Raw genomic sequence first — 22,151 nt, 5'->3', positions numbered from 1 at the left:
AAAACTCAGTGATTGCAGGGAGCATTTTTAATGCGCGTCATTCTTTTCAGCAGCCAGACCTACGACCGCGACAGCTTTCTCGGCGAGCCGCTGCCGGCAGGTGTAGAGCTGCAATTCCAACCGGCCCGCCTGAACCTCGACACCGTGGCCCTGGCCGAACACCACGAAGTGGTCTGCGCCTTTATCAACGATGACCTCAGCGCACCGGTGCTGGAACACCTGGCCGCCGGCGGCACGCGCCTGATTGCCCTGCGCTCGGCCGGTTACAACCATGTCGACCTGGCCGCCGCCCAGCGCCTGGGCCTGAGTATCGTGCGCGTACCGGCCTACTCGCCCCACGCGGTGGCAGAGCATGCGGTTGCGCTGATCCTGGCCCTCAACCGCCGCTTGCACCGCGCCTATAACCGCACCCGCGATGGCGATTTCAGCCTGCACGGGCTCACCGGGTTCGATTTGGTCGGCAAAACCGTCGGCGTGGTCGGCACCGGGCAGATCGGCGCCACCTTTGCCAAGATCATGGCCGGGTTCGGCTGCCAGTTACTCGCCTACGACCCATTCCCCAATCCGCAGGTCCAGGCCCTTGGCGCCCGCTATGTAAACCTGCCAGAGCTATTGGCCCAGGCACAGATCATCAGCCTGCACTGCCCACTGACCGCCGACAGCAAACACCTGATCAACGCACGTTCCCTGGCACAGATGCAGCTTGGCGCCATGCTGATCAACACCGGACGCGGTGGCCTGGTGGACACGCCAGCCTTGATCGAGGCCCTCAAGAACGGCCAACTCGGCTACCTGGGCCTGGATGTGTATGAGGAAGAGGCCCAGTTGTTTTTCGAGGATCGCTCCGACCTGCCGCTGCAGGACGACGTACTCGCACGCCTGCTGACCTTTCCCAACGTGATCATCACTGCCCACCAGGCATTCCTGACCCGTGAAGCCCTGGCGGCAATCGCAGCCACCACGCTGGCCAACATTGCCGCGTGGGCCGATGGCCAGCCGCAGAACCTTGTGCAAGGTTGATCAGCGGTCATATACCAGGCTCATGATAGGCCGGCACCCGTGATAGGATGCCGCGCCTATTTGGAGGATCCATGGCCGAACACGATTTCCGCTTCAGCTTGCTGAGCCCGCAACACACCCTGATCGAATGCCGCGCCCTGGTGCCGGGCCGTTACCAGGTCACCGGCAACGGTGGTTCGATCAAGCATGGCGACGTCTTGATCGTCACCCTGCGCGGCAGTAAAACCCTGTCGATGCGCCTGACCGTCGAAGGTGACGCGCGCTATTCCATTCGCCCGGCGGGCCAGTGGGTCGCCATGGCCCAGGGGCCGAAATTCGGCGAGCTGGAAATTCACACCTGGAAGGTCAACTGCGACAGCTGCGACAGCTTGCTGGAGTTTGAATTCGCCGTGGAAACCAAGCTGGCCAAAGAGCCGCTGCAACCGGCCGCCAATGCGCGCATCAAGGAACTGGGCTGGGCCAGCGAAGGCGACAAGCACCGCTGCCCGAAATGCCAGCAGGCTGCGCAATGAAAGGCCTGCTGCTCGCCGCCCTCGGTGTGGCCCTGACGGGCTGTGCCGGTGACGCGGTAAAGCTGCAGCAAGACCACAGCTACGTGGTGGAGTGGATTGGCGAACGGCCGTTGATGGATTACGCGCACCTGACCGTCACCCTCGGCGCCGATGGCCGCGCCTACGGCAATGGCGGCTGCAACCACTGGTTTGCGCCGTACACCGTCGAAGGCCGGACGCTCAGTTTCGGCAAGATCGGCAGCACCCGCAAACTCTGCGCCGAAGCCTTGATGGAGCAGGAGCACCGCTTCTTCCAGGCCCTGCAAGGTGTGCAGCGCTGGGATATCTCACCGATCGAGCAGACGCGCTTCTGGCCGGCTGAAGGCAAGCCGATTCGACTGTGGCTGGAAGAAGGCTGATCGAAAGTCAGACTGGATCGGCTTTTCTGTGGGAGCTGGCTTGCCTGCGATAGCATCACCGCGGTGTACCTGATACACCGCGCCAACCGCATCGCAGGCAAGCCAGCTCCCACAGATTTAACCACGCAGGGCTTTGAGCTTGGCCAACACGCCTTCTGCCGTCTGCTCACCCATCAGCTGTTCACGCACCTTGCCTTTGTCATCAATGATGTAAGTCACCGGCAGCGCCTCGCTGCGTGGAATATCGAAAATCTCTTCCGGGTTCTGCGCCAGCACCGTGAACTTGATCCCCAGCTTCTCGCTGGCGGCCTTGAGTTCTTCACCCTGTACGTTGTCGAAATTGACCCCGAACACCCCCACGTTCTGGCCTTTCAACTGTTCGGCCAAGGTGTTCAGTTCCGGAATTTCCGTGCGGCACGGGCCACACCATTCGGCCCAGTAATTGACCACCACCCATTGTTTGTCCAGGCGTTCGGCCGCCACTTTCTTGCCATATTGGTCAACGCCGTAATCGTTACCGCAGCCGCTGAGCAGCAGGGTTGTGATGATCGCCAATGCACCGATCAGTCGCCTAGTCATGGGGAAATCCTTCGCAAAAAATGAACGTTGGCTGCGACCTATCGCCTCTTACGGTTTAAGGACGGGGCGCCGCGCAGGTAGAATACCCGCCACCTTACGCAAGATGCGACCCGCACATGACCGATCTGACGCTTTATCACAACCCGCGCTGCTCGAAATCGCGCGGTGCGCTTGAACTGCTCGAAGCCCGCGGCCTGACCCCGACCGTTGTGCGCTACCTCGAAACGCCGCTGGACGCCGCGCAACTCAAGGCCTTGCTCAGCAAACTGGGGATCAGCGCACGCCAACTGCTGCGCACCGGCGAAGACGAATACAAAACCCTCAACCTGGCCGACGCCAGCCTCAGCGAGGCGCAGTTGATTGCCGCGATTGCCGAGCACCCGAAGCTGATGGAACGCCCGATCCTGGCAACCGCCGACAAAGCCATCATCGGCCGCCCACCGGAAAACGTGCTGGAGTTGCTGCCGTGACCGCGCCCTATGTGCTGGTGCTGTATTACAGCCGCAATGGCTCGGTCAGCGAAATGGCTCGGCAGATTGCCCGCGGCATCGAGCAAGGCGGCCTCGAAGCCCGCCTGCGTACCGTACCGGCGATTTCCACCGAGTGCGAAGCCGTGGCGCCGAGCATCCCGGACGAAGGCGCGTTGTATGCAAGCCTGGATGATCTGAAGAATTGCTCGGGCCTGGCCCTGGGCAGCCCGACGCGCTTTGGCAACATGGCCGCGCCGCTCAAGTACTTCCTCGATGGCACCAGCAACCTGTGGCTCACCGGCGCACTCGTCGGCAAGCCAGCCGGCGTGTTCACCTCCACCGCCAGCCTGCACGGCGGCCAGGAAACCACACTGATGTCGATGCTGCTGCCGCTGCTGCACCACGGCATGCTGATCACCGGCCTGCCCTACAGCGAACAAGCCTTGCTCGACACCCAGGGCGGCGGCACGCCATATGGCGCCAGCCACCATTCCGGGCCGGACGGCAAACGCATGCTCGATCAACACGAAATCACCCTGTGTCGGGCACTCGGCCTGCGCCTGGCCACTACCGCCATGCTGCTGGAGAACGGCCGTGGCCAGAAAGCCTAAGGTCCTGCCGCCCCAGGCGTGGCTGGAGCCACGGGTCAAGGTGGCACGCGTGCTGAGCTTGTTGGCTTTTCTAGGGCTGGTGGGTTTGCTGTGCGTGTATTACCTGTTCATCGCCGACCTGCACGGTGCGCGCCCGTGGGTGATTCTGCTGATCGAGCTGGTGCCGCTGCTGGTACTGGCGCCGGGGATGCTGCTGGGCAGCGCGCGTGGGCATTCGTGGATGTGCTTTGTGGTAAACCTGTATTTCATCAAGGGCGCACTGGCGGCGTATGACCCGAACCGCCAGTGGTTCGGGGTGCTGGAGATGCTGGCGAGCCTGGCGGTGTTTTGTACCGCGCTGTTATATGTGCGGTGGCGGCATCAGTTGAATCGGCGGTTGGCGCAAGTCTGATAGGAATTTGGCGCCGGACAGTCAGTCTTCGCGAGCAAGCCCGCTCCCACATTTATCCGAGTACATCCTTTGGAATGCGGTCGAATGTGGGAGCTGGCTTGCCTGCGATAGCCTCACCTCGGTCTCAATGATTCACCGTGTAGGCCAGCATCATCGACAACTGGCACATCGGCCGGCCACTCTCGGCATGCCATTGGTTAAACGCACCCTGCACCGTCGCCAAATCCCGCAGGCTGGTCGGCGCCTTGTCGACGATCTTCTGTGCATTCAAGGCCGCGACCACGTCATCACTCGGCACAAACGTGTCCTTGCCGACCATGCGCAAAAAGCGCGGCGCCGACAGCCCGCCCAACTGGTGGCCGTGCTTGCTCAGGTACTTCCACAAGCTGACAATATCGGTCACCGGCCAGTCGGCGATAAACGCGCCGAAGCTGCCTTTTTCCTGCTCGATATCCAGCATCATCTGCGCATTGCGCGGCACGCTCTTGAGCTTGCCCAGGTGACGGATGATGCGCGCGTCCTGCATCAGGCGCTCCAGGTGCTCAGCGCCCATCAGCACGACTTTTTCCGGATCGAAGCCGAAGAACACCTGCTCGAACGCCGGCCATTTGGCATCCACCACACTGTGCTTCAAACCCGCGCGAAATACGCGCAGCGCCAGGGTCGACAGGTAGCGATCATCACTGATCTTGCGCAATTGCGCCGGGGTCTTGGGTACCGGCAGGTGGGCTTCCAGCTCGGCCGCTGAACCAAAGCGGTTCAGACAATATTCGTGCAGCCACTTGTAATCGCGCATGCCCTCTCCTGGCAGTTGAATGGAAAACGGCGCCCGTGAGCGCCGTCTTTCAGAGCGTTGAAACGTCTTAGAGGTTCACCACATTGACGAAGCGCGAAGCGGCGGTTTCGTCAATTTTAAGGCTGCTGAAATCGAACAGGTTGCGATCGGCCAGTTGCGACGGCTGCACATTCTGCAAGCTGCGGAAGATGCTTTCGGTGCGGCCTGGGGTTTTGCGCTCCCAGTCCACCAGCATGTCCTTGACCACCTGGCGCTGCAGGTTTTCCTGAGAGCCGCACAGGTTGCACGGGATGATCGGGAATTGCTTGAAGTCGGAGTAGGCCTGGATGTCTTTCTCGTTGCAATACGCCAGCGGGCGGATCACCACGTTGCGCCCGTCATCGGCACGCAGCTTGGGCGGCATGGCCTTGAGCGAGCCGTTGAAGAACATATTGAGGAAGAAGGTCTCAACGATGTCATCACGGTGATGCCCCAGGGCCATCTTGGTCGCGCCGATCTCATCGGCAAAGGTGTAGAGCGTGCCACGGCGCAGGCGTGAGCACAGCGAGCAGGTAGTTTTGCCCTCTGGGATCAGCTCCTTGACCACCGAGTAGGTGTCTTTTTCGACAATGTGGTACTCGACGCCCAGGTCTTTCAAGTAGGCCGGCAGCACGTGTTCGGGGAAGCCCGGTTGTTTCTGGTCCATGTTGACGGCGACGATCTCGAACTGGATCGGCGCGACCTTTTGCAGGTGCAGCAGCACGTCGAGCATGGTGTAGCTGTCTTTGCCGCCGGAGAGGCAGACCATGACCTTGTCGCCGTCCTCGATCATGTTGAAATCGGCGACCGCTTCCCCGGCCAGGCGACGCAGGCGTTTTTGCAGTTTGTTCTGGTTGACCGTAAGAGTGCCCATGGCGCTTGGATCCGCTAGAGGTGTGTGACGAAAAGCGCAGCATTTTACGCAAAAATACTTCAATGGGCGACGCCGATCCAATGTGGGAGCTGGCTTGCCTGCGATGGCGGTGTGTCAGCAACTAATACATCACTGATCCACCGCTATCGCAGCGATGCGGCGACCCGACAAGCCAGCTCCCACAGTAGGCCCAGTGGTCACTGACAGACCTCACCGCGATTAGCGCCCATGTTTACAGCGCAATTTGCTCTAAAGCCCTACAGTTTTTCCGGTCATCACTTCCTATACTGCGACGTAAGGTCGCACAACTATCCAGGACCTTATGTGGCCATTTGGCCCGTGGGCGCTCCGATGGGGGGCGATGGTAATAACGACAGGAGTGACTGGCATGATCCATCACGTCGTGGGGCTGTTTACCCATCCCGACCAGGAATGGCGGGAAATTCGTGGCGATAAGGAAGAAAGTATCGGCCACATGTACCTCACTCACACTTTGATTCTCGCGGCGATCCCCGCCGTATCGGCCTTTATCGGCACCACCCGGGTCGGCTGGGTGATCGGCAGCCGCGCCCCGGTCATGTTGACCCAGGAAAGTGCGTTGTGGATGACCCTCATGTCCTACGCGGCGATGCTCGGCGGCGTGGCGGTGATGGGCGCATTCATCCATTGGATGGCCCGCACCTACGACGCCAGCCCCAGCATGGCGCGCTGCGTAGCGTTTGCCACCTACACCGCGACCCCGCTGTTTATCGGCGGGCTGGCGGCGCTCTATCCGCATATGTGGCTGGGCATGGTCGTGGGCACGGCGGCTATCTGTTACACGGTGTACTTGCTGTATGTGGGGCTGCCGACGTTTATGAACATCGACCCGGACGAGGGCTTTCTGTTTTCCAGCTCGGTTTTGGCCGTGGGCCTGGTGGTACTGGTGGCAATCATGGCGTTTACCGTGATCGTCTGGGGGCTGGGCGTAGGCCCGATCTACACCAACTAAGCTGATCAACCGCAGGCAAAGCCACCGCAAGGTGGCTTTGTGCGTCATGCATGACCATTCGGCGCCTGACAGATTCGGAAACACCTGCTTTTGCGGCATACTGGACGTCTCTGGAGATATGGTCAGCATGCCCGAGCAACTCAATACCCGCGTCGAAGATTGTTTCCTACAAGCCGAATCATTTTTTAAACGAAGCTTCAAACGCCCCCAGGTCAGCCTCAAGCTGCGGGGCCAGAAGGCCGGTGTCGCGCATTTGCACGAGAACCTGCTGCGCTTCAACCCACAGTTGTACCGCGAAAACAGCCAGCACTTCCTCAAACAGACCGTGGCCCATGAGGTGGCGCATCTGATCGCCCACCAGTTGTTTGGCGAGCGCATCCAACCCCATGGCGAGGAATGGCAGCTGATCATGCGCGGGGTTTACGAACTGCCGCCGGATCGTTGCCACACCTATGAGATCAAGCGCCGCCAAGTGACCCGGTATATCTATCGCTGCCCGTGTGCCGACAGCGATTTCCCGTTTTCGGCCCAGCGGCATGGGCTGGTGAATCAGGGGCGGCGGTATTTGTGCAGGCGGTGTCGGCACACCTTGGTATTCACCGGGGAAACTCGGGTGGAGTAAGGGCCTCATCGCAGGCCCGATCAGTCACCCAACAACCTTGGCCCGCCGCAACTCGTCTATCCGCTGAGCACTGAGCCCCAACTCAGCCAGCACTTCATCACTGTGCGCCCCCACCGCCACGCCAATATGCCGAGGCTGCGGCAACCCCTCGGAAAATTTCAGCGGGCAAGCCAGTTGCGCCTGGGTCGAGCCATCACCCCGTGGCACCTGGCTGACCAGCTCGCGCGCCTTCAACTGTGGATGCTCCAGCGCTTCACTCAGGCTCAGCACCGGCTCGACACACGCATCCACCCCGGCGAACAACTCACGCAGCTCGTCAAAGCTGCGCTTCTCAAACTCGACCTGTAACGCCAGCTTCAGGGCTTTTTGCTGCTCGGGTTTCAAGCTTTGCATGGCCAGCTCCGGCCTTCCCAACGTTTCGCACAATTGCCGCATAAACGCCGGTTCCAGGCTACCCACCGACATCCAGCGCCCATCACGCGTGCGATAGTAATCGTAGAAGCTGCCGCCGTTGAGCACATGGCTCTCCCAATCCGGCTCGACCCCACAGGCCAGGTAGCCCGCACCGGCCATGGCATTCAGGCTGAACGAGCAATCGGTCATGCTCACATCCAGGTATTGGCCGACGCCACTGTGCTGGCGGGCAATAACGGCGGCGAGCAACCCCACCACAGCGTGCAACGAACCACCGCCGACATCCGCCAATTGCACGCCCAGCGGCAACGGCCCGCTGTCCTGGCGGCCGGTGTAACTGGCCACGCCAGCCAACGCGAGGTAGTTGATATCGTGCCCGGCGCGGTCTTTATAAGGCCCGGTTTGACCGTAGCCGGTGATCGACACATAAATCAGCCGGGGGTTGAGCGCCTTCAGCGCCTCATAACCCAGGCCCAGACGCTCCATTACCCCAGGCCGGAATTGCTCAAGGACAATGTCATAGTCCTTGACCAGCTCACGCACGATCTGCAGCGCCTCGGCCTGCTTGAGGTCCAGTGCCAGGCTGCGCTTGTTGCGATTGAGGTATGCGTGGCTCGCCGAGGTGCCCTGGTCATGGGGCGGCAGCACGCGTAACAGGTCCATACGCGTGGGCGATTCAATACGCAGCACCTCGGCACCCATGTCCGCCAGCAACAAGGACGCGAACGGGCCAGGCAGCAAGGTGGAAAAATCCAGCACTTTGAGGGACGCCAAGGGACCTGACATAAAGACTCCATTTGGGTAGCGACTGCCCACAGCCTAGGCAGCCTTGCGCCTGGCGGCAATCGTCAGAACGATCAGCGACAGTGACCGTTTTGATCACGGCGGGCTTTTTCGCGGCGGCGGCTTTATCATTGGCTCAGGTTTGCTTGCAGAGTGTTCCATGAAGTTTGCGATTGCAGTATTTTCCGCCGCCCATGCGCCCTCCTCGCGCCGCGCCTTGCTGTTCGCCCAGGCAGCGCTTGCCGGTGGGCATGAGATTGTGCGGCTGTTTTTTTATCAGGACGGCGTGTACAGCGCTGCCAATAACATCGTTGCGCCCCAGGATGAGCAGGACATTGCCCGCCAGTGGCGTGAGTTTGTCAGCCTGCATCAGCTCGACGGCGTGGTGTGCATCGCCGCCGCCTTGCGCCGTGGCGTACTCAATACTGAGGAAGCCACGCGTTATCAACGCAGCGCGGTGAACCTCGACGCGCCGTGGGCGTTGTCGGGCCTGGGGCAGTTGCATGACGCCATCCAGGCTGCCGACCGCCTGATCTGTTTTGGAGGGCCGTGAGATGGCCAAGTCTTTATTGGTGATCAGCCGCCAGGCACCGTGGTCCGGGCCAAGTGCGCGCGAGGCGCTGGATATCGTATTGGCCGGTGGCGCTTTTGACCTGCCGATCGGCCTGCTGTTTATGGACGATGGCGTGTTCCAGCTGGCAACCCATCAGGATGCCAAGGCCGTGCAGCAAAAAGACCTCAGCGCCAACCTGCAGGCGTTGGGCCTGTTCGGCATTGATGAGGTGTTTGCTTGCAGCCACAGCCTTGCCGAACGCAGCCTCGCAACACCTGCCAGCGCGCAGGCGCTGGACAGCGCCGCGATCGCCGAATTGATTGACCGTTATGACCAGGTGATGACCCTCTGATGTCGACTTTGCATGTGGTATCTCACTCCCCGTTTACCGATAGCCGCCTGGCCAGTTGCCTGCGCGTGTGCGGCGCCGAGGACGCCATCCTGCTGTGTGGCGATGGCGCTTACGGCCTGCACAACGCAGCCCTGCAAACCCGGGGCGTGAAGGTCTTTGTCCTGGCCGAAGACATGCAGGCACGCAACCTGCCCCTGCCGGACTGGGCCGACAGCGTCGACTACCCAGGTTTTGTGCAGCTGTCGATCGACTACGACAAGGTCAACACCTGGTTATGAACACCCTGACCGTAGGCGAACGCACGCTGGAACTGGACAAGGACGGCTACCTCGTCAACCTGGATGACTGGTCCATCGACGTGGCCAATGCCCTGGCCGCCGCTGAACCCCTGGAATTGACCGCCGAACATTGGGAAATCCTCGAACTGCTGCGCGGGTTTTACGCAGAATTTCAGCTGTCCCCGGCCACACGCCCGCTGATCAAGTACACCGCTTTAAAGCTCGGCACGGACAAGGGCAACAGCCTGCACCTCAACAAACTCTTCAATGGCACCCCCGCCAAACTTGCCGCCAAGCTGGCGGGCCTGCCCAGGCCGACGAATTGCTTATGACCGACTTTGCCCCGCTGACCCTTGAAACCCCCGCCGAGCACCCGTTTGCGCAGTTCGTGCGCATCCTGGGCAAAGGCAAGCGCGGCGCGCGCAACCTCACCCGTGAGGAAGCCCGCGAAGCCATGGGCATGTTGCTCGACGAAAAAGTCGAAGACACCCAGCTCGGCGCCTTCCTGATGCTGCTGCGCCATAAGGAAGAAAGCCCGGAAGAGCTCGCCGGTTTCACCGAAGCCGTGCGCGAGCGCCTGAATGCGCCAGCGCTGAATGTGGATGTCGATTGGCCGACCTACGCCGGTAAAAAACGCCATCTGCCGTGGTATCTGTTGGCGGCCAAGTGCCTGGCGCAAAACGGGGTGCGCATTCTGATGCACGGCGGTGGTGCCCATACGGCGGGCCGCTTGTACACCGAGCAATTGTTGCAAGGCCTGCAAATCCCGCTGTGTCGCAATTGGCAACAGGTCGAGACGGCGTTCGAGCAAGGCAACCTGGCGTTTATCCCGCTGGGTGACTGGGCGCCACAACTGCAACGCATGATCGATTTGCGTAACACCTTGGGCCTGCGCTCACCGATTCACTCCCTGGCGCGCCTGCTCAACCCGCTGAATGCACGTTGCGGCCTGCAAAGCATTTTCCACCCCGGTTACCAGGGCGTACACCGCGATGCCAGCGGCCTGCTGGGCGATAATGTGATTGTGGTGAAGGGAGATGGCGGCGAAGTCGAGATCAACCCGGACACCCTCAGCCATTTGTATGGCACCACCGGTGGCCAGAGCTGGGACGAAGAGTGGCCCGCCCTCTCCGCCCAGCGGCACGTCAAACCGGCCAGCCTGGAACCCGAGCATTTAAAAGCCTTGTGGCGCGGTGATGTCGAGGACAGTTACCCGCAACTCGCGCTGATCGCAACCATGGCCCTGGCCCTGCGCGGCCTCGGCCACGCTCGTGAACAGGCGTTCGAATTGGCCCAGCAGTACTGGGATGCGCGGGACAAATCGATTTAATCGATAATTCCCGCCCGGTCTTTGCGCTTTTAGTTCGAACTCATCCCTTTAGACTGGGCTCCAACGCTTATTAGCCAAGGAGCCAGTCATGGGTTTGCTGATCGAAGGACACTGGAAAGACCAGTGGTACGAAAGTAGCGCAGACGGCGCGTTCCAGCGCGAGCAGGCGCAACGGCGCAATTGGGTGACCGCCGATGGCGAGCCCGGCCCCAGCGGCGACGGCGGTTTCAAAGCCGAGGCCGATCGCTATCACCTGTATGTTTCCCTGGCCTGCCCGTGGGCCCATCGCACGCTGATCCTGCGCAAACTCAAGGGTTTGGAAAGCTTGATCGACGTATCTGTGGTCAGTTGGCTGATGCTGGAAAATGGCTGGACCTTCGACAAGGCTCACGGCTCGACGGGCGATAAGCTCGACGGCTTCGACTTCATGCACCAGCGCTACACCGCAGACACCGCCGATTACACCGGGCGTGTCACCGTACCAGTGCTGTGGGACAAGAAGCTCAAGCGCATCGTCAGCAATGAATCGGCGGAGATCATCCGCATGTTCAACAGCGCGTTTAACGGGCTGACCGGCAATACTCTGGATTTCTACCCCGAAGCCCTGCGCTCGACAATCGATACGCTGAACGAGCGCATCTACCCCGCGGTGAACAATGGCGTGTACCGCGCAGGGTTTGCCACCTCGCAGCAGGCGTATGAAAGCGCATTTGATGATGTGTTTACCGAGCTGGATCGCCTGGAACAGCACTTGGCTGAGCAGCGCTACCTGGCCGGTGAATACCTGACCGAAGCCGATGTGCGGCTGTTCACCACGCTGATTCGCTTTGATGCGGTGTATTACAGCCACTTCAAATGCAACCTGCGGCGGATTGCCGATTATCCGAACTTGTCGAACTGGCTAAGGGAGCTGTATCAGTGGCCGGGCGTGGCCGAGACGGTGGATTTTGCGCATATCAAGGGGCATTACTATGCGAGCCATCGGACGATCAACCCCACCGGGATTGTGCCGAAGGGGCCGTTGCTGAGGTTTGATGCCGAGCATGATCGGGCGCGGTTGAGCGGTAAAGGTGTCTGGAACTGAAAACACCTTGTGGCGAGGGAGCTTGCTCCCGTTGGGCTGCGCAGCGGCCCCAATAAAAACACCGCGTTCTGCCAGGCAAAACGCGGTGTTTGGTTTTAGGGCCGCTTCGCAGCCCAACGGGAGCAAGCTCCCTCGCCACATTAAGATCACTCACCACAGCGGCGATGTCAGACCTGGGATTGCGCGCCTTCAAACCACTTGAGTTTCTCGCGCAACACCACCACCTCACCGACAATCACCAGTGTCGGCGCATGCACTTCATGCTCCGCCACCATGCGCGGCAAATCCGCCAATGTGCCAGTAAAGACACGCTGGTTGGACGTGGTGCCCTGCTGGATCAACGCCGCCGGGGTATCCGCCGCGCGCCCGTGCTTGATCAGTTGCTCACAGATGATCGGCAAGCCGATCAGGCCCATGTAGAACACCAACGTTTGCGACGGCCCCACCAGGTCATGCCAGGGCAGGTCCGAGGTCCCGTTCTTTAAATGCCCGGTGATAAAGCGCACCGACTGCGCATAGTCACGGTGCGTCAGCGGAATCCCCGCATACGCCGCGCAACCGCTGGCTGCCGTGATCCCCGGCACCACCTGGAACGGGATGCCATGGGCCGCCAGTTCTTCGATCTCTTCGCCGCCACGGCCGAAGATGAACGGATCGCCACCTTTGAGTCGCAGCACACGCTTGCCCTGCTTGGCCAGGTCCACCAGTTGCTGGTTGATCTGGTCCTGCGGCACGGCATGGTCGGCGCGACGCTTGCCGACGTAGATACGCTCGGCGTCACGTCGGCACAGCTCAAGAATCGCCGGCGCTACCAGGCGGTCATACAGCACCACGTCGGCTTGCTGCATCAGGCGCAAGGCGCGGAAGGTCAGCAGGTCCGGATCACCTGGGCCTGCACCGACCAAATAGACTTCGCCCGGCGCGTACGGCGGCGCGCCGTTGACCTTTTCGATCAACAGACGCTCAGCTTCATCGCCCTGCCCGGCCAATTGACGGTCGGCGATCGGGCCTTGGAAAACCTCCTCCCAAAAGGCCCGACGCTGCTGCACATCCGGGTACAAACCTTTGACCTGGGCGCGAAAACGCGCCGCCAAACCGGCCAACTGGCCATAAGTCGACGGAATCCAGGTTTCTAGCTTGGCGCGGATCAAGCGCGCCAGCACCGGCGCATCGCCGCCGCTGGACACCGCAATCACCAAGGGTGAACGGTCGACAATCGCCGGGAAGATCACGCTGCACAGGGCTGGCGCGTCCACCACATTGACCGGTACGCACCGGCGCTTGCCATCGCTGGACACTTGCGCGTTCAGCGGCTCGTCGTCCGTGGCCGCGATAATCAGAACGCAGCCGTCAAGGTCGGCCTCCTGATAACCGCGCAGAATCAGGTCCCCGCCACTGCCCAGCACCAGTTCTCGCAACTGGTCTTCGATCTGGGGAGCAACCACCCGCAGCAACGCACCGGCGTCGGCCAGCAGCCGGGATTTGCGCAAGGCAATCTCCCCGCCACCGACGACCAACACACGACTGCCGCGCAGGTTATGAAACAGCGGCAGAAATTCCATTTAGCCGATGACCTCAACGCCGCCCATGTACGGCTTGAGCACTTCCGGCACGCGGATGGAACCGTCGGCCTGCTGGTAGTTTTCCAGCACGGCCACCAGGGTACGGCCTACGGCCAGGCCCGAACCGTTGAGGGTGTGTACCAGTTCCGGCTTGCCGGTTTCCGGGTTGCGGAAACGCGCCTGCATGCGACGGGCCTGGAAATCACCGCAGTTGGAGCACGACGAAATTTCGCGGTACTTGTCCTGGCTCGGCACCCACACTTCGAGGTCGTAGGTTTTTACAGCGCTGAAACCCATGTCGCCGGTGCACAGCGCCAGTACGCGGTAAGGCAGCTCCAGCAGTTGCAGGACGCGCTCGGCGTTGGCGGTCAGGCCTTCCAGGGCTTCCATGGAGGTCGACGGTTCAACAACCTGCACCATTTCAACTTTGTCGAACTGGTGCTGGCGGATCATGCCGCGCGTGTCACGCCCCGAAGCGCCGGCTTCGCTACGGAAACACGGGCTGTGGGCCACGAACTTGATCGGCAGCTGCTTGGCGTCGAGGATTTCGCCGGCGACGATGTTGGTCAGCGACACTTCGGCGGTCGGGATCAGGTACAGGTCGGCTTCGCCGTCGCGGCTGATCTTGAACAGATCCTCCTCGAACTTAGGCAATTGGCTGGTGCCCATCAGCGCCGGCGCCTGCACCAGATACGGCGTGTAGGCTTCTTCGTAGCCGTGTTCAGCGGTGTGCAGGTTGATCATGAACTGCGCCAGGGCACGGTGCATGCGCGCGATCGGGCCGCGCAGCAGAGCAAAGCGTGCGCCGGACATTTTGGCGGCCGTTTCGAAATCCAGGCCGCCGGTCAGTTCGCCCAACGCAACGTGATCCTTGATCTCGAAATCAAAGGCTTTTGGCGTGCCCCAACGGCGCACTTCGACGTTGCCGTCTTCGTCTTCACCAATGGGCACGGATTCGTGCGGAATATTCGGGATGCCCAGCAGGATCGAATCCAGCTCGGTCTGAATGCCTTCCAGCTCGACTTTGCCGTCGGACAGCTCGGTGCCCATGCGCTCGACGTCCGCCATCAACGGCGCGATGTCTTCGCCACGCTGCTTGGCCTGACCGATGGATTTGGAACGCGCATTACGCTCAGCCTGCAGTGCTTCGGTGCGGGTCTGGACGGTCTTGCGCTGTTCTTCCAGCGCTTCGATGCGCGCAACATCCAAGGCAAAGCCACGGGATGCCAGGCGGTCCGCTACGTCCTGAAGGTTGCTACGTAACAGTTTGGAATCGAGCATGTCGGTCTCTCGTTTATCAAAGTTTGGTCAAGGACAGGCCAGCCCAGGTGGCGAGCAGCCCGCCGAACACGCTGATGCCCAGGTAACCGAAAGCTACCAAAGCTTGCCCGCTTTCCAGCAGGCGCACCGTATCCAGTGAAAAGGATGAAAAGGTCGTAAGACCGCCTACAAAACCGACAATCAAGCCGGCGCGAACCTCAATCGGCACTTCGGGGCGCAACAGGAACCAGCCGTACAACAGGCCGATAATCAGGCAACCCACCAGGTTGACCGCCAGAGTGGCCGCATAAAAATGCTTCGGCCAATTGGCGCTGACCCAAGTGCCAGTGGCGAAACGCAATAATGTACCAGCGATGCCCGCGGCGGACACGGCAAGAATGGTCTTGAGCACTACTTTCTCCGCTGTTTTGGGCTGAGACGGTCGAGTTGGGCCAGGTGATTGAGCTTTTCACCGATTTTCAGCTCCAGGCCACGCGGCACCGGCTGATACAGCGGCAAGGGCTCAAGCTCATCGGGGAAGTAGTCTTCGCCGGCCGCGTAGGCGTCCGGCTCATCGTGGGCATAGCGGTATTCGTCGCCATAACCCAACTGTTTCATAAGCTTGGTCGGCGCATTGCGCAGGTGCATCGGCACCTCAAGAGAGCCGTATTCGGCAGCGGCGCGCAGGGCGGATTTGAAGCCCATGTACACCGCGTTGCTTTTTGGCGCGCAGGCCAGGTAGGTGATGGCCTGGGCCACGGCCAACTCGCCTTCCGGGCTACCCAGGCGCTCCTGCACATCCCAGGCGGCCAGGCACAGGCTCAAGGCGCGCGGGTCGGCGTTGCCGATGTCTTCGCTGGCCATGCGTACCACGCGGCGCGCCAGGTACAGCGGGTCGCAGCCACCGTCGATCATGCGTGCAAACCAGTACAACGCGCCGTCAGGGTTGGAGCCACGCACAGACTTGTGCAGTGCCGAGATCTGATCGTAAAAGGCTTCGCCGCCCTTGTCGAAACGGCGGCGCGTGTCGCCGAGCAGGCTTTGCAACAGGTCGACGCCAATCTCACTGCCGTCTTCGGCCAAATCCGAGGCATTCTCCAGCAGGTTCAGAAAGCGGCGACCATCGCCATCGGCGGCGGCCAGCAGAATTTTGAAGCCTTCTTCGCTGACACTCAGCTGGCGCTTGCCCAAGCCCTTGTCTTCGCTCAGGGCACGATGCAGCAGCTTTTGCATCGCCGCTTCGTCCAGGCTCTTGAGCACATAGACACGCGCTCGCGAGAGCAAGGCATTGTTGAGTTCAAACGAAGGGTTTTCGGTGGTAGCGCCAATAAAGATTAACGTACCGTCTTCGACATACGGCAAAAACGCGTCTTGCTGCGACTTATTGAAACGATGCACTTCGTCGACAAACAGGATGGTGCGCTTGCCGTATTGCCCAGCCTGTTGCTTGGCAACTTCTACCGCCTGGCGAATCTCTTTGACCCCGGCCAGTACCGCCGAAACCGTTTCGAAATGTGCATCCGAGACTTTCGCCAGCAGCCGCGCCAGGGTGGTTTTACCCACGCCCGGCGGCCCCCAGAAAATCATCGAGTGCAGCGCACCCTGCTCCAGGGCTTCACGCAAAGGCTTGCCGCGAGCGAGCAGGTGTTCCTGCCCGACGTACTCATCCAGGTTGGTCGAGCGCAAACGCGCCGCCAGAGGCTGAGCAATCGGGTCACTTCGAAACAAATCCATGGGCAGCGTTTGAAACCTCTAGACAGGTTATTCCTGGATCACGTCGGCACCCTTGGGGATGACGAACTTGAACTTGGATGCGTCCACTGGCTGGTTAGCCTTGACGCCGGAGAACAGGATATCGGTCCGCTGGCCCACGCTGTCGATCAGGCGCATGTTGTTGATCACGCCATTGCCGAACGACAGGTTCAGGCTGTCAAACAGCGTGTCCTTGGATTTAGGCTTGAGGGTGAACTCGATCACGTTGCTGGTTTGCTTGGAGGTGATATCGAAGCTGTCGTTGATCTTTGATACATCGCCCGACAGCAGCAGCGCCGGCGTCTGGTTCAAACGAGGGTCGAGCTTCTTGATGGTCGCCTGCTCCAGGTCCGGGTCCCACAGGGTGACCTTCTGGCCATCGGAAACAATCGTCTGCTCGGCCTTGCCTTCGGTGTGCCAGTAGAACAGACCAGGACGCTGTACGGCCATTTCGCCTTCGGTTTGCTGCAACTGGGTGCCGCCGGCATCCAGGGTCAACTGGGAGAAGCGTGCGGTCAGGGTCTTGGACTTGTCCAGCAGGTTAGTCAGGCTGGCCACCGAGGCCGGATCAGCGTGGGCCGAAACAGCAGTCAGGGCCAGTGCAGGCAACAACAGCATGCGGATAAAGCGCATGGGAATCCTCATTGAGTCGTCAAGGCGCGCTGCGTGTTGCCACGCAGCACGGAATCAGTCGCGCATCTGCCCGGGAGCGATGACTTCACGCGAACCGTTGGTGTTCATGGCGGTTACGACGCCAGCGTTTTCCATGGATTCGATCATGCGGGCGGCGCGGTTGTAACCGATTTTGAGCTTGCGCTGCACCGCAGAGATCGAAGCGCGACGGCTTTCGAGTACGAATGCCACGGCTTCGTCGTAGAGCGCGTCGGTTTCGGCATCGTCATCACCGCTGCTACCGCCGTCGAAGCCGCTGCCGGCCTCTTCGACGCCTGCGAGGATGTCGTCGTTGTATTCCGGCGCGCCGCGCAGCTTCCAGGCTTCCACCACGCGGTGAACTTCATCATCGGAGACGAAGGCGCCGTGAACCCGGATTGGCAGACTGGTGCCCGGCGGCATATAGAGCATGTCACCGTGACCCAGCAGTTGTTCGGCGCCGCCCTGGTCGATGATAGTGCGCGAGTCGATCTTGCTGGAAACCTGGAACGCCATCCGCGTTGGAATGTTGGCCTTGATCAAGCCGGTGATCACATCCACCGACGGCCGCTGGGTGGCGAGGATCAAGTGAATACCGGCCGCACGGGCCTTTTGGGCGATACGCGCGATCAGTTCTTCCACCTTCTTGCCGACGATCATCATCATGTCGGCAAATTCATCGACCACCACCACGATGGTCGGCAGCTTGGTCAGCAGCGGCGCTTCGTCGTGAATGCTTTCGCGCTTGTACAGTGGGTCGGTCAGCGGTGTACCGGCGTCCTGGGCTTCCTTGACCTTGGCATTGAAGCCCGACAGGTTACGCACGCCCATCTTCGCCATCAGCTTGTAGCGACGCTCCATCTCGGCGACGCTCCAGCGCAAGGCGTTGGCGGCGTCCTTCATATCGGTCACCACCGGGCACAGCAGGTGCGGGATGCCTTCGTAGATCGACAATTCGAGCATCTTCGGGTCGATCATGATCAGCTTGGCGTCATCCGGGCCGGACTTGAACAGGATCGACAGAATCATCGCGTTCACGCCCACCGACTTACCGGAACCGGTGGTACCGGCCACCAGCAAGTGCGGCATTTTTGCCAGGTCGGTGATCACCGGCTTGCCGCCGATGTCGTGGCCGAGGGCCAGGGTGACCGGCGATTTGAAGTTGTCGTATTCCGGGGTCGAGAGCACTTCGGAGAAGCGCACGATCTGACGATCTTCGTTGGGAATCTCGATGCCGACGGTGGTCTTGCCGGGGATCACTTCCACCACACGCACACTGGTCACGGCCAGGGAGCGGGCCAGGTCTTTGGCCAGGTTGGAGATACGGCTGACCTTGACGCCGGCTGCCGGCTGGATTTCGTAACGGGTAATCACCGGGCCTGGGTGGATCGAATCCACCGAGACTTCGACGCCGAATTCCTTGAGCTTGATTTCCAGCAGGTGGCCGACGGCCGCCAGGGATTCCGGAGAATAATTGAGTTGTTTCTTTTCGGCCGGGTCGAGAATCGAGATCGGCGGCAAGGTGCCCTCTACGGCGCTGTCGACGAACAACGGCGCCTGCTTCTCTTTCTGCACACGATGGCTCGGCTCCGGCGCTTTGGGCGGTGCCGGGGCAATCACCGGCGGCACCTGCTTCTCGCGGTCCGACATGTGCTTGCTCAGGGCTTGCTCGCGCTCGATAAGGCGTTCCTTGACCTTGGCTTGCTCGCGGCGGTCCGGCGTACTCGGGGCCACCACTTCGTTAACGCGGGTGTCCACCTCACGCAGTTGCGCGACCATGCGTTTGCGATCGACCCGGGCCGACCACCAGCGGTTGGCTGCGCCCTGGAACAATTCGAGCAGGTCCAGGGTGATCTTGCCGGTCACGTCCATCACCTTGAACCACGACAGGTCGGTGAACACAGTGAGGCCGAACAGGAACAGCGCGATAAACATCAAGGTACTGCCCTGGATATTCAGGGTCTTGCGCGCCAGGTCGCCGAGGCTTTCGCCCAACGCCCCGCCCGCGCCCGCCGGCAAGCCGGTAGGTGCATGAAAATGAATGTGCGCCAGCGCCGCGCCGGACAACACCAGGAACACCAGGCCGATCAGGCGCCAGGAGAACAGCCAGCCGCTCCACTGCCACGGTTCGTGACGCTGGCGGAAGATCTGCCAGGTCTTGATCGCCAGCAATAACGGGAAGATATACGCGAAGTAGCCCAGCACCATAAACAGGATATCGGCGCTGTAGGAACCGGCGGGGCCGCCGAAGTTCTGCACGTCTTCGATCTTGCTGTTGTGGCTCCAGCCCGGATCGTCCTTGCCATAGGTAAGCAAGGCCATCATCAGGAACAGGCACAGGGCGCCGATAGCGATCAGCGCGCCTTCCTTGAGTCGATAATGCAGGTGCTGGCGCCAGGCCGGCACGACTGCTGCTTTAGGTGTTGCGGCGGATTTCTTCAAAACGGGTCTATTCCTGCGCCTTTAGCGCGTCCATCTGTTGAATGACTGCACACTGCTCAATCCGAGCAGCTGAAAAATGAACGAATGTCGCTGAAACTACTTTTAACATTGGGTGATGAACAGGTGAAAGGGCGAAAACGCCACAATGCCCGCATTGTACGGGTTTGCGTCGACGATGCCACGTACTTGCCCTCACCCGGTGGCCTGCACAGATGATGTGTCATAGCCTGTTCAATTTGAGCACGCATTGTCTTTGCTGACAAAGGCTTATGCGCTGTTTTTATCAAAGCAGGCAAGCTTGGCAATTGGCCTGCATGGCCCAGACCCGATTACGACCGCGCCCAAAGGGTAGAGTTGCAGAAACACCTATTAACGCTATTGCGCGCGGATGCCCGATTCGGGCTGGCCCCACAGCGCCATGTCGACAATAATCATCCCAAATGCGGCAGGCGTCATACCTGCCACTCCCCTCCCCTACCGTAAGCCTGGATACCATGCTGACCTGGTTGCAACGCGATTCCCTGACTTTCCCGCCGCTGGCCAAAGCCATGCGTGAACCCAATGGCTTGCTGGCCGCCGGTGGCGACCTGTCGGCCGAGCGACTGATCCAGGCCTACCGCCATGGCTGTTTCCCGTGGTTCTCCGACGGCCAGCCGATCCTCTGGTGGTCTCCAGACCCGCGCACGGTGATATTCCCCGACGAGCTGCACGTGTCACGCAGCCTCGGCAAACTGTTGCGTCAGCAGCGCTACAGCGTGACCTTTGATCAGGACTTCGCCGCCGTCATCCAGGCCTGCGCCGCGCCCCGCGCTTATGCAGACGGCACCTGGATCACCGAAGGTATCCAAAGCGCCTACCTGGAGCTGCACCGGCGCGGCTACGCGCATTCCGTCGAAGTATGGGATGAAGGCAAGCTGGTCGGCGGCCTGTATGGCCTGGCGATGGGCCAGTTATTTTTTGGCGAATCGATGTTCAGCCGCGCCGACAATGCCTCCAAGTTCGGCTTTGCCACGCTGACCCGCCAGTTGCAGGCCTGGGGTTTTGTACTGATCGACTGCCAGATGCCCAATGATCACCTGCACAGCCTCGGCGCCCGCGCCATACCGCGCAGTGAATTTGCCGGCTTCCTGCGTAACCATTTAGACCAGCCCAGCTCTGGCCCGTGGGTTTCCTAGGCGACTTCCTCGTACCTGGCTTACACTTATTTCAAAGCTTATCCCGAGGGTTGATCATGACCGAGCTGGCACGCTTGAAGTTCTATGCCACTCAAGCTCACTCTTGCAGCTATCTGCCTGACGAGCAGGCCACCACACTGTTCCTCGACCCCAGCCAGCCGATGGACGTGCATGTGTATGCCGACCTCTCAGAGATGGGTTTTCGGCGCAGCGGCGATCATCTGTACCGGCCCCATTGCCAGAACTGCAATGCGTGCGTGCCTGCACGCATCCCGGTTGCGCAGTTTTTGCCGGACCGCAACCAGAAACGCATCCTCAAACGTAACGCCGACCTGACGGTCACGGCCACCAAGCCGCAGTACAGCGAAGAATATTTCGATCTTTACCAACGCTACATCGAACAACGCCATGCGGACGGCGATATGTTCCCGCCCAGCCGCGATCAGTTTTCGACCTTCCTGGTGCGCGACCTGCCCTTCTCGCGCTTCTATGAGTTCCGCCTGGAAGGCCGCTTGCTGGCGGTGGCGGTGACCGACCTGCTGCCCAACGGCCTGTCGGCGGTCTACACCTTCTACGAGCCGACCGAAGAACGCCGCAGCCTTGGGCGCTTTGCGATTTTGTGGCAAATCGGTGAAGCCGCACGCCTGGAACTGGAGGCGGTGTACCTCGGATACTGGATCAAGAACTGCAAAAAGATGAACTACAAGACCCAATATCGGCCTATTGAGCTACTGATTAATCAAAGATGGGTAACGCTTAACTAGAACCCCTTGGCTTAAACACCCTTTTTCGGGCACAATGCACGCCGCTTTTGCCTGGCGCAGTTGCACCGGGCCATTCACTGGATACCGAGGGCTTTACTGCATGTCGAAAGAAGACAGCTTCGAAATGGAAGGCACTGTCGTCGACACCCTGCCCAACACCATGTTTCGTGTGGAGTTGGAAAATGGGCACGTCGTAACCGCGCATATCTCCGGCAAGATGCGCAAGAACTACATTCGTATTCTTACCGGTGACAAAGTGCGCGTCGAGCTGACGCCCTATGACTTGAGCAAAGGGCGCATCACTTACCGCGCTCGTTAAGCAAGTCAATACAAAACGCCCGGTTATACCGGGCGTTTTTGTGTGTGCGCAATTTTGTTCAACACCACAAATCCCTGTGGGAGCTGGCTTGCCTGCGATGGCGGTCTATCAGGAAAATATTCTTCAGCTGACCCACCGCTATCGCAGGCA

General features: G+C 60.5%; 27 protein-coding genes. 17 read left to right on the top strand and 10 right to left on the bottom strand.

Annotation, left to right across the window (positions count from 1 at the left end; genetic code table 11):
• Window positions 1–30: 30 nt before the first annotated feature.
• The 3 genes from HBO41_RS26225 to HBO41_RS26215 all read left to right on the top strand — a co-directional run bounded on the left by HBO41_RS26225 (window position 31) and on the right by HBO41_RS26215 (window position 1,930).
• Complete coding sequence (locus HBO41_RS26225; protein ID WP_169988280.1) at window positions 31–1,020, top strand: 2-hydroxyacid dehydrogenase; 990 nt, start codon at window positions 31–33, stop codon at window positions 1,018–1,020.
• A 71-nt stretch (window positions 1,021–1,091) separates the two neighbouring features.
• On the top strand, window positions 1,092–1,532 hold the full coding sequence (locus HBO41_RS26220) for a hypothetical protein (protein ID WP_017136572.1): 441 nt from the start codon (window positions 1,092–1,094) through the stop codon (window positions 1,530–1,532).
• A complete protein-coding gene (locus HBO41_RS26215) occupies window positions 1,529–1,930 on the top strand; it encodes an META domain-containing protein (RefSeq protein WP_099548014.1) in 402 nt (133 codons plus the stop codon). The genes HBO41_RS26220 and HBO41_RS26215 overlap by 4 nt, the downstream gene beginning before the upstream one ends.
• Before the next feature lie 117 nt (window positions 1,931–2,047).
• Here HBO41_RS26215 and HBO41_RS26210 read toward each other — a convergent pair whose 3' ends face one another.
• Entirely contained in the window at window positions 2,048–2,509 is a 462-nt protein-coding gene (locus tag HBO41_RS26210) for a TlpA disulfide reductase family protein (RefSeq protein WP_017136574.1), read from the bottom strand.
• A gap of 116 nt (window positions 2,510–2,625) precedes the next feature.
• Here HBO41_RS26210 and arsC point away from each other — a divergent pair, with 116 nt between their 5' ends.
• From arsC to HBO41_RS26195, 3 genes are read left to right on the top strand one after another with little or no spacing between them, the layout of a single operon-like run.
• Window positions 2,626–2,979 (top strand): arsenate reductase (glutaredoxin), encoded by a 354-nt coding sequence (gene arsC, locus HBO41_RS26205; protein ID WP_169988278.1) that lies wholly within the window; start codon window positions 2,626–2,628, stop codon window positions 2,977–2,979.
• Window positions 2,976–3,590, top strand: a complete 615-nt coding sequence (gene wrbA, locus HBO41_RS26200; protein WP_138814969.1) for an NAD(P)H:quinone oxidoreductase — start codon at window positions 2,976–2,978, stop codon at window positions 3,588–3,590. The genes arsC and wrbA overlap by 4 nt, the downstream gene beginning before the upstream one ends.
• Window positions 3,574–3,981, top strand: a complete 408-nt coding sequence (locus HBO41_RS26195; protein ID WP_169988276.1) for a DUF2069 domain-containing protein — start codon at window positions 3,574–3,576, stop codon at window positions 3,979–3,981. Before wrbA ends, HBO41_RS26195 begins: the two co-directional genes overlap by 17 nt.
• Window positions 3,982–4,105: 124 nt before the next feature.
• Here HBO41_RS26195 and HBO41_RS26190 read toward each other — a convergent pair whose 3' ends face one another.
• Together HBO41_RS26190 and ttcA are read right to left on the bottom strand one after the other, a co-directional pair.
• Window positions 4,106–4,777 (bottom strand): DNA-3-methyladenine glycosylase I, encoded by a 672-nt coding sequence (locus HBO41_RS26190; protein WP_017136578.1) that lies wholly within the window; start codon window positions 4,775–4,777, stop codon window positions 4,106–4,108.
• Window positions 4,778–4,844: 67 nt separating this feature from the next.
• Window positions 4,845–5,669, bottom strand: a complete 825-nt coding sequence (gene ttcA, locus HBO41_RS26185; protein ID WP_169988274.1) for a tRNA 2-thiocytidine(32) synthetase TtcA — start codon at window positions 5,667–5,669, stop codon at window positions 4,845–4,847.
• Between the two features lie 388 nt (window positions 5,670–6,057).
• Here ttcA and HBO41_RS26180 point away from each other — a divergent pair, with 388 nt between their 5' ends.
• Both HBO41_RS26180 and HBO41_RS26175 read left to right on the top strand, forming a co-directional pair.
• Window positions 6,058–6,660, top strand: a complete 603-nt coding sequence (locus tag HBO41_RS26180; protein ID WP_099548019.1) for a Yip1 family protein — start codon at window positions 6,058–6,060, stop codon at window positions 6,658–6,660.
• Window positions 6,661–6,787: 127 nt separating this feature from the next.
• Window positions 6,788–7,282, top strand: coding sequence for a SprT family zinc-dependent metalloprotease (locus HBO41_RS26175; protein ID WP_026013658.1), 495 nt, complete (start codon window positions 6,788–6,790; stop codon window positions 7,280–7,282).
• A gap of 24 nt (window positions 7,283–7,306) precedes the next feature.
• Here the strand turns inward: HBO41_RS26175 and HBO41_RS26170 are convergent, their stop codons facing one another.
• The gene (locus HBO41_RS26170) at window positions 7,307–8,482 is read right to left on the bottom strand and encodes a CaiB/BaiF CoA-transferase family protein (protein WP_169988272.1); all 1,176 of its coding nucleotides are present in this window, start codon (window positions 8,480–8,482) and stop codon (window positions 7,307–7,309) included.
• Between the two features lie 157 nt (window positions 8,483–8,639).
• Here HBO41_RS26170 and tusD point away from each other — a divergent pair, with 157 nt between their 5' ends.
• The 6 genes from tusD (at window position 8,640) to HBO41_RS26140 (ending at window position 12,076) form a co-directional block, all read left to right on the top strand.
• The gene (tusD, locus tag HBO41_RS26165; RefSeq protein ID WP_169988270.1) at window positions 8,640–9,032 is read left to right on the top strand and encodes a sulfurtransferase complex subunit TusD; all 393 of its coding nucleotides are present in this window, start codon (window positions 8,640–8,642) and stop codon (window positions 9,030–9,032) included.
• 1 nt (window position 9,033) lies between these two features.
• Complete coding sequence (gene tusC / locus HBO41_RS26160; RefSeq protein ID WP_099548021.1) at window positions 9,034–9,384, top strand: sulfurtransferase complex subunit TusC; 351 nt, start codon at window positions 9,034–9,036, stop codon at window positions 9,382–9,384.
• A complete protein-coding gene (gene tusB / locus HBO41_RS26155; RefSeq protein ID WP_065931003.1) occupies window positions 9,384–9,662 on the top strand; it encodes a sulfurtransferase complex subunit TusB in 279 nt (92 codons plus the stop codon). Before tusC ends, tusB begins: the two co-directional genes overlap by 1 nt.
• Window positions 9,659–9,994, top strand: a complete 336-nt coding sequence (locus tag HBO41_RS26150; protein WP_099548022.1) for a TusE/DsrC/DsvC family sulfur relay protein — start codon at window positions 9,659–9,661, stop codon at window positions 9,992–9,994. The genes tusB and HBO41_RS26150 overlap by 4 nt, the downstream gene beginning before the upstream one ends.
• Window positions 9,991–10,992 (top strand): glycosyl transferase family protein, encoded by a 1,002-nt coding sequence (locus HBO41_RS26145; RefSeq protein ID WP_099548023.1) that lies wholly within the window; start codon window positions 9,991–9,993, stop codon window positions 10,990–10,992. Before HBO41_RS26150 ends, HBO41_RS26145 begins: the two co-directional genes overlap by 4 nt.
• 88 nt (window positions 10,993–11,080) lie before the next feature.
• Complete coding sequence (locus HBO41_RS26140) at window positions 11,081–12,076, top strand: glutathione S-transferase family protein (RefSeq protein ID WP_169988268.1); 996 nt, start codon at window positions 11,081–11,083, stop codon at window positions 12,074–12,076.
• A 167-nt stretch (window positions 12,077–12,243) separates the two neighbouring features.
• On the opposite strand, the gene cysG is transcribed toward HBO41_RS26140, so the two are convergent.
• Genes cysG through HBO41_RS26110 form a run of 6 tightly spaced genes read right to left on the bottom strand, consistent with a single transcriptional unit; the run spans window position 12,244 to window position 19,743 of the window.
• Entirely contained in the window at window positions 12,244–13,638 is a 1,395-nt protein-coding gene (gene cysG, locus HBO41_RS26135; RefSeq protein WP_169988266.1) for a siroheme synthase CysG, read from the bottom strand.
• Entirely contained in the window at window positions 13,639–14,919 is a 1,281-nt protein-coding gene (serS, locus tag HBO41_RS26130; RefSeq protein ID WP_017137498.1) for a serine--tRNA ligase, read from the bottom strand.
• A gap of 16 nt (window positions 14,920–14,935) precedes the next feature.
• Window positions 14,936–15,310 carry a fluoride efflux transporter CrcB gene (gene crcB / locus HBO41_RS26125; protein ID WP_017137499.1) on the bottom strand — a complete coding sequence of 125 codons (375 nt, stop codon included), beginning with the start codon at window positions 15,308–15,310 and terminating at the stop codon, window positions 14,936–14,938.
• Window positions 15,310–16,632, bottom strand: a complete 1,323-nt coding sequence (locus HBO41_RS26120; protein WP_099548025.1) for a replication-associated recombination protein A — start codon at window positions 16,630–16,632, stop codon at window positions 15,310–15,312. The genes crcB and HBO41_RS26120 overlap by 1 nt, the downstream gene beginning before the upstream one ends.
• 27 nt (window positions 16,633–16,659) lie before the next feature.
• Window positions 16,660–17,283: an outer membrane lipoprotein chaperone LolA gene (gene lolA / locus HBO41_RS26115; RefSeq protein WP_017137501.1), complete on the bottom strand. Its 624-nt coding sequence runs from the start codon at window positions 17,281–17,283 to the stop codon at window positions 16,660–16,662.
• Between the two features lie 54 nt (window positions 17,284–17,337).
• A complete protein-coding gene (locus HBO41_RS26110) occupies window positions 17,338–19,743 on the bottom strand; it encodes a DNA translocase FtsK (RefSeq protein ID WP_069788233.1) in 2,406 nt (801 codons plus the stop codon).
• Between the two features lie 494 nt (window positions 19,744–20,237).
• Between HBO41_RS26110 and aat the strand changes: the two genes are divergently transcribed.
• The 3 genes from aat (at window position 20,238) to infA (ending at window position 22,001) form a co-directional block, all read left to right on the top strand.
• On the top strand, window positions 20,238–20,918 hold the full coding sequence (gene aat, locus HBO41_RS26105) for a leucyl/phenylalanyl-tRNA--protein transferase (RefSeq protein ID WP_017137503.1): 681 nt from the start codon (window positions 20,238–20,240) through the stop codon (window positions 20,916–20,918).
• A gap of 56 nt (window positions 20,919–20,974) precedes the next feature.
• Window positions 20,975–21,682 (top strand): arginyltransferase, encoded by a 708-nt coding sequence (locus HBO41_RS26100; protein WP_169988264.1) that lies wholly within the window; start codon window positions 20,975–20,977, stop codon window positions 21,680–21,682.
• A gap of 100 nt (window positions 21,683–21,782) precedes the next feature.
• Complete coding sequence (infA, locus tag HBO41_RS26095) at window positions 21,783–22,001, top strand: translation initiation factor IF-1 (protein ID WP_002553999.1); 219 nt, start codon at window positions 21,783–21,785, stop codon at window positions 21,999–22,001.
• The last annotated feature ends 150 nt before the right edge of the window (window positions 22,002–22,151 follow it).

This window comes from Pseudomonas sp. WS 5146 (assembly GCF_012985495.1).
GTDB lineage: Bacteria > Pseudomonadota > Gammaproteobacteria > Pseudomonadales > Pseudomonadaceae > Aquipseudomonas > Aquipseudomonas edaphica.
Note: the sequence above shows the minus strand (reverse complement) of the source record. Positions and strands in the feature narration are given on the sequence as shown.

What these genes read in the sequence shown, in the direction of transcription:
- HBO41_RS26225 (WP_169988280.1), top strand. Translation starts at nt 31, where the DNA reads ATGCGCGTCATTCTTTTCAGCAGCCAGACCTACGACCGCGACAGCTTT.
- HBO41_RS26220 (WP_017136572.1), top strand. Translation starts at nt 1,092, where the DNA reads ATGGCCGAACACGATTTCCGCTTCAGCTTGCTGAGCCCGCAACACACC.
- HBO41_RS26215 (WP_099548014.1), top strand. Translation starts at nt 1,529, where the DNA reads ATGAAAGGCCTGCTGCTCGCCGCCCTCGGTGTGGCCCTGACGGGCTGT.
- HBO41_RS26210 (WP_017136574.1), bottom strand. Translation starts at nt 2,509, where the DNA reads ATGACTAGGCGACTGATCGGTGCATTGGCGATCATCACAACCCTGCTG.
- arsC (WP_169988278.1), top strand. Translation starts at nt 2,626, where the DNA reads ATGACCGATCTGACGCTTTATCACAACCCGCGCTGCTCGAAATCGCGC.
- HBO41_RS26190 (WP_017136578.1), bottom strand. Translation starts at nt 4,777, where the DNA reads ATGCGCGATTACAAGTGGCTGCACGAATATTGTCTGAACCGCTTTGGT.
- ttcA (WP_169988274.1), bottom strand. Translation starts at nt 5,669, where the DNA reads ATGGGCACTCTTACGGTCAACCAGAACAAACTGCAAAAACGCCTGCGT.
- HBO41_RS26180 (WP_099548019.1), top strand. Translation starts at nt 6,058, where the DNA reads ATGATCCATCACGTCGTGGGGCTGTTTACCCATCCCGACCAGGAATGG.
- HBO41_RS26175 (WP_026013658.1), top strand. Translation starts at nt 6,788, where the DNA reads ATGCCCGAGCAACTCAATACCCGCGTCGAAGATTGTTTCCTACAAGCC.
- HBO41_RS26170 (WP_169988272.1), bottom strand. Translation starts at nt 8,482, where the DNA reads ATGTCAGGTCCCTTGGCGTCCCTCAAAGTGCTGGATTTTTCCACCTTG.
- tusD (WP_169988270.1), top strand. Translation starts at nt 8,640, where the DNA reads ATGAAGTTTGCGATTGCAGTATTTTCCGCCGCCCATGCGCCCTCCTCG.
- tusC (WP_099548021.1), top strand. Translation starts at nt 9,034, where the DNA reads ATGGCCAAGTCTTTATTGGTGATCAGCCGCCAGGCACCGTGGTCCGGG.
- tusB (WP_065931003.1), top strand. Translation starts at nt 9,384, where the DNA reads ATGTCGACTTTGCATGTGGTATCTCACTCCCCGTTTACCGATAGCCGC.
- HBO41_RS26150 (WP_099548022.1), top strand. Translation starts at nt 9,659, where the DNA reads ATGAACACCCTGACCGTAGGCGAACGCACGCTGGAACTGGACAAGGAC.
- HBO41_RS26145 (WP_099548023.1), top strand. Translation starts at nt 9,991, where the DNA reads ATGACCGACTTTGCCCCGCTGACCCTTGAAACCCCCGCCGAGCACCCG.
- HBO41_RS26140 (WP_169988268.1), top strand. Translation starts at nt 11,081, where the DNA reads ATGGGTTTGCTGATCGAAGGACACTGGAAAGACCAGTGGTACGAAAGT.
- cysG (WP_169988266.1), bottom strand. Translation starts at nt 13,638, where the DNA reads ATGGAATTTCTGCCGCTGTTTCATAACCTGCGCGGCAGTCGTGTGTTG.
- serS (WP_017137498.1), bottom strand. Translation starts at nt 14,919, where the DNA reads ATGCTCGATTCCAAACTGTTACGTAGCAACCTTCAGGACGTAGCGGAC.
- HBO41_RS26120 (WP_099548025.1), bottom strand. Translation starts at nt 16,632, where the DNA reads ATGGATTTGTTTCGAAGTGACCCGATTGCTCAGCCTCTGGCGGCGCGT.
- lolA (WP_017137501.1), bottom strand. Translation starts at nt 17,283, where the DNA reads ATGCGCTTTATCCGCATGCTGTTGTTGCCTGCACTGGCCCTGACTGCT.
- aat (WP_017137503.1), top strand. Translation starts at nt 20,238, where the DNA reads ATGCTGACCTGGTTGCAACGCGATTCCCTGACTTTCCCGCCGCTGGCC.
- HBO41_RS26100 (WP_169988264.1), top strand. Translation starts at nt 20,975, where the DNA reads ATGACCGAGCTGGCACGCTTGAAGTTCTATGCCACTCAAGCTCACTCT.
- infA (WP_002553999.1), top strand. Translation starts at nt 21,783, where the DNA reads ATGTCGAAAGAAGACAGCTTCGAAATGGAAGGCACTGTCGTCGACACC.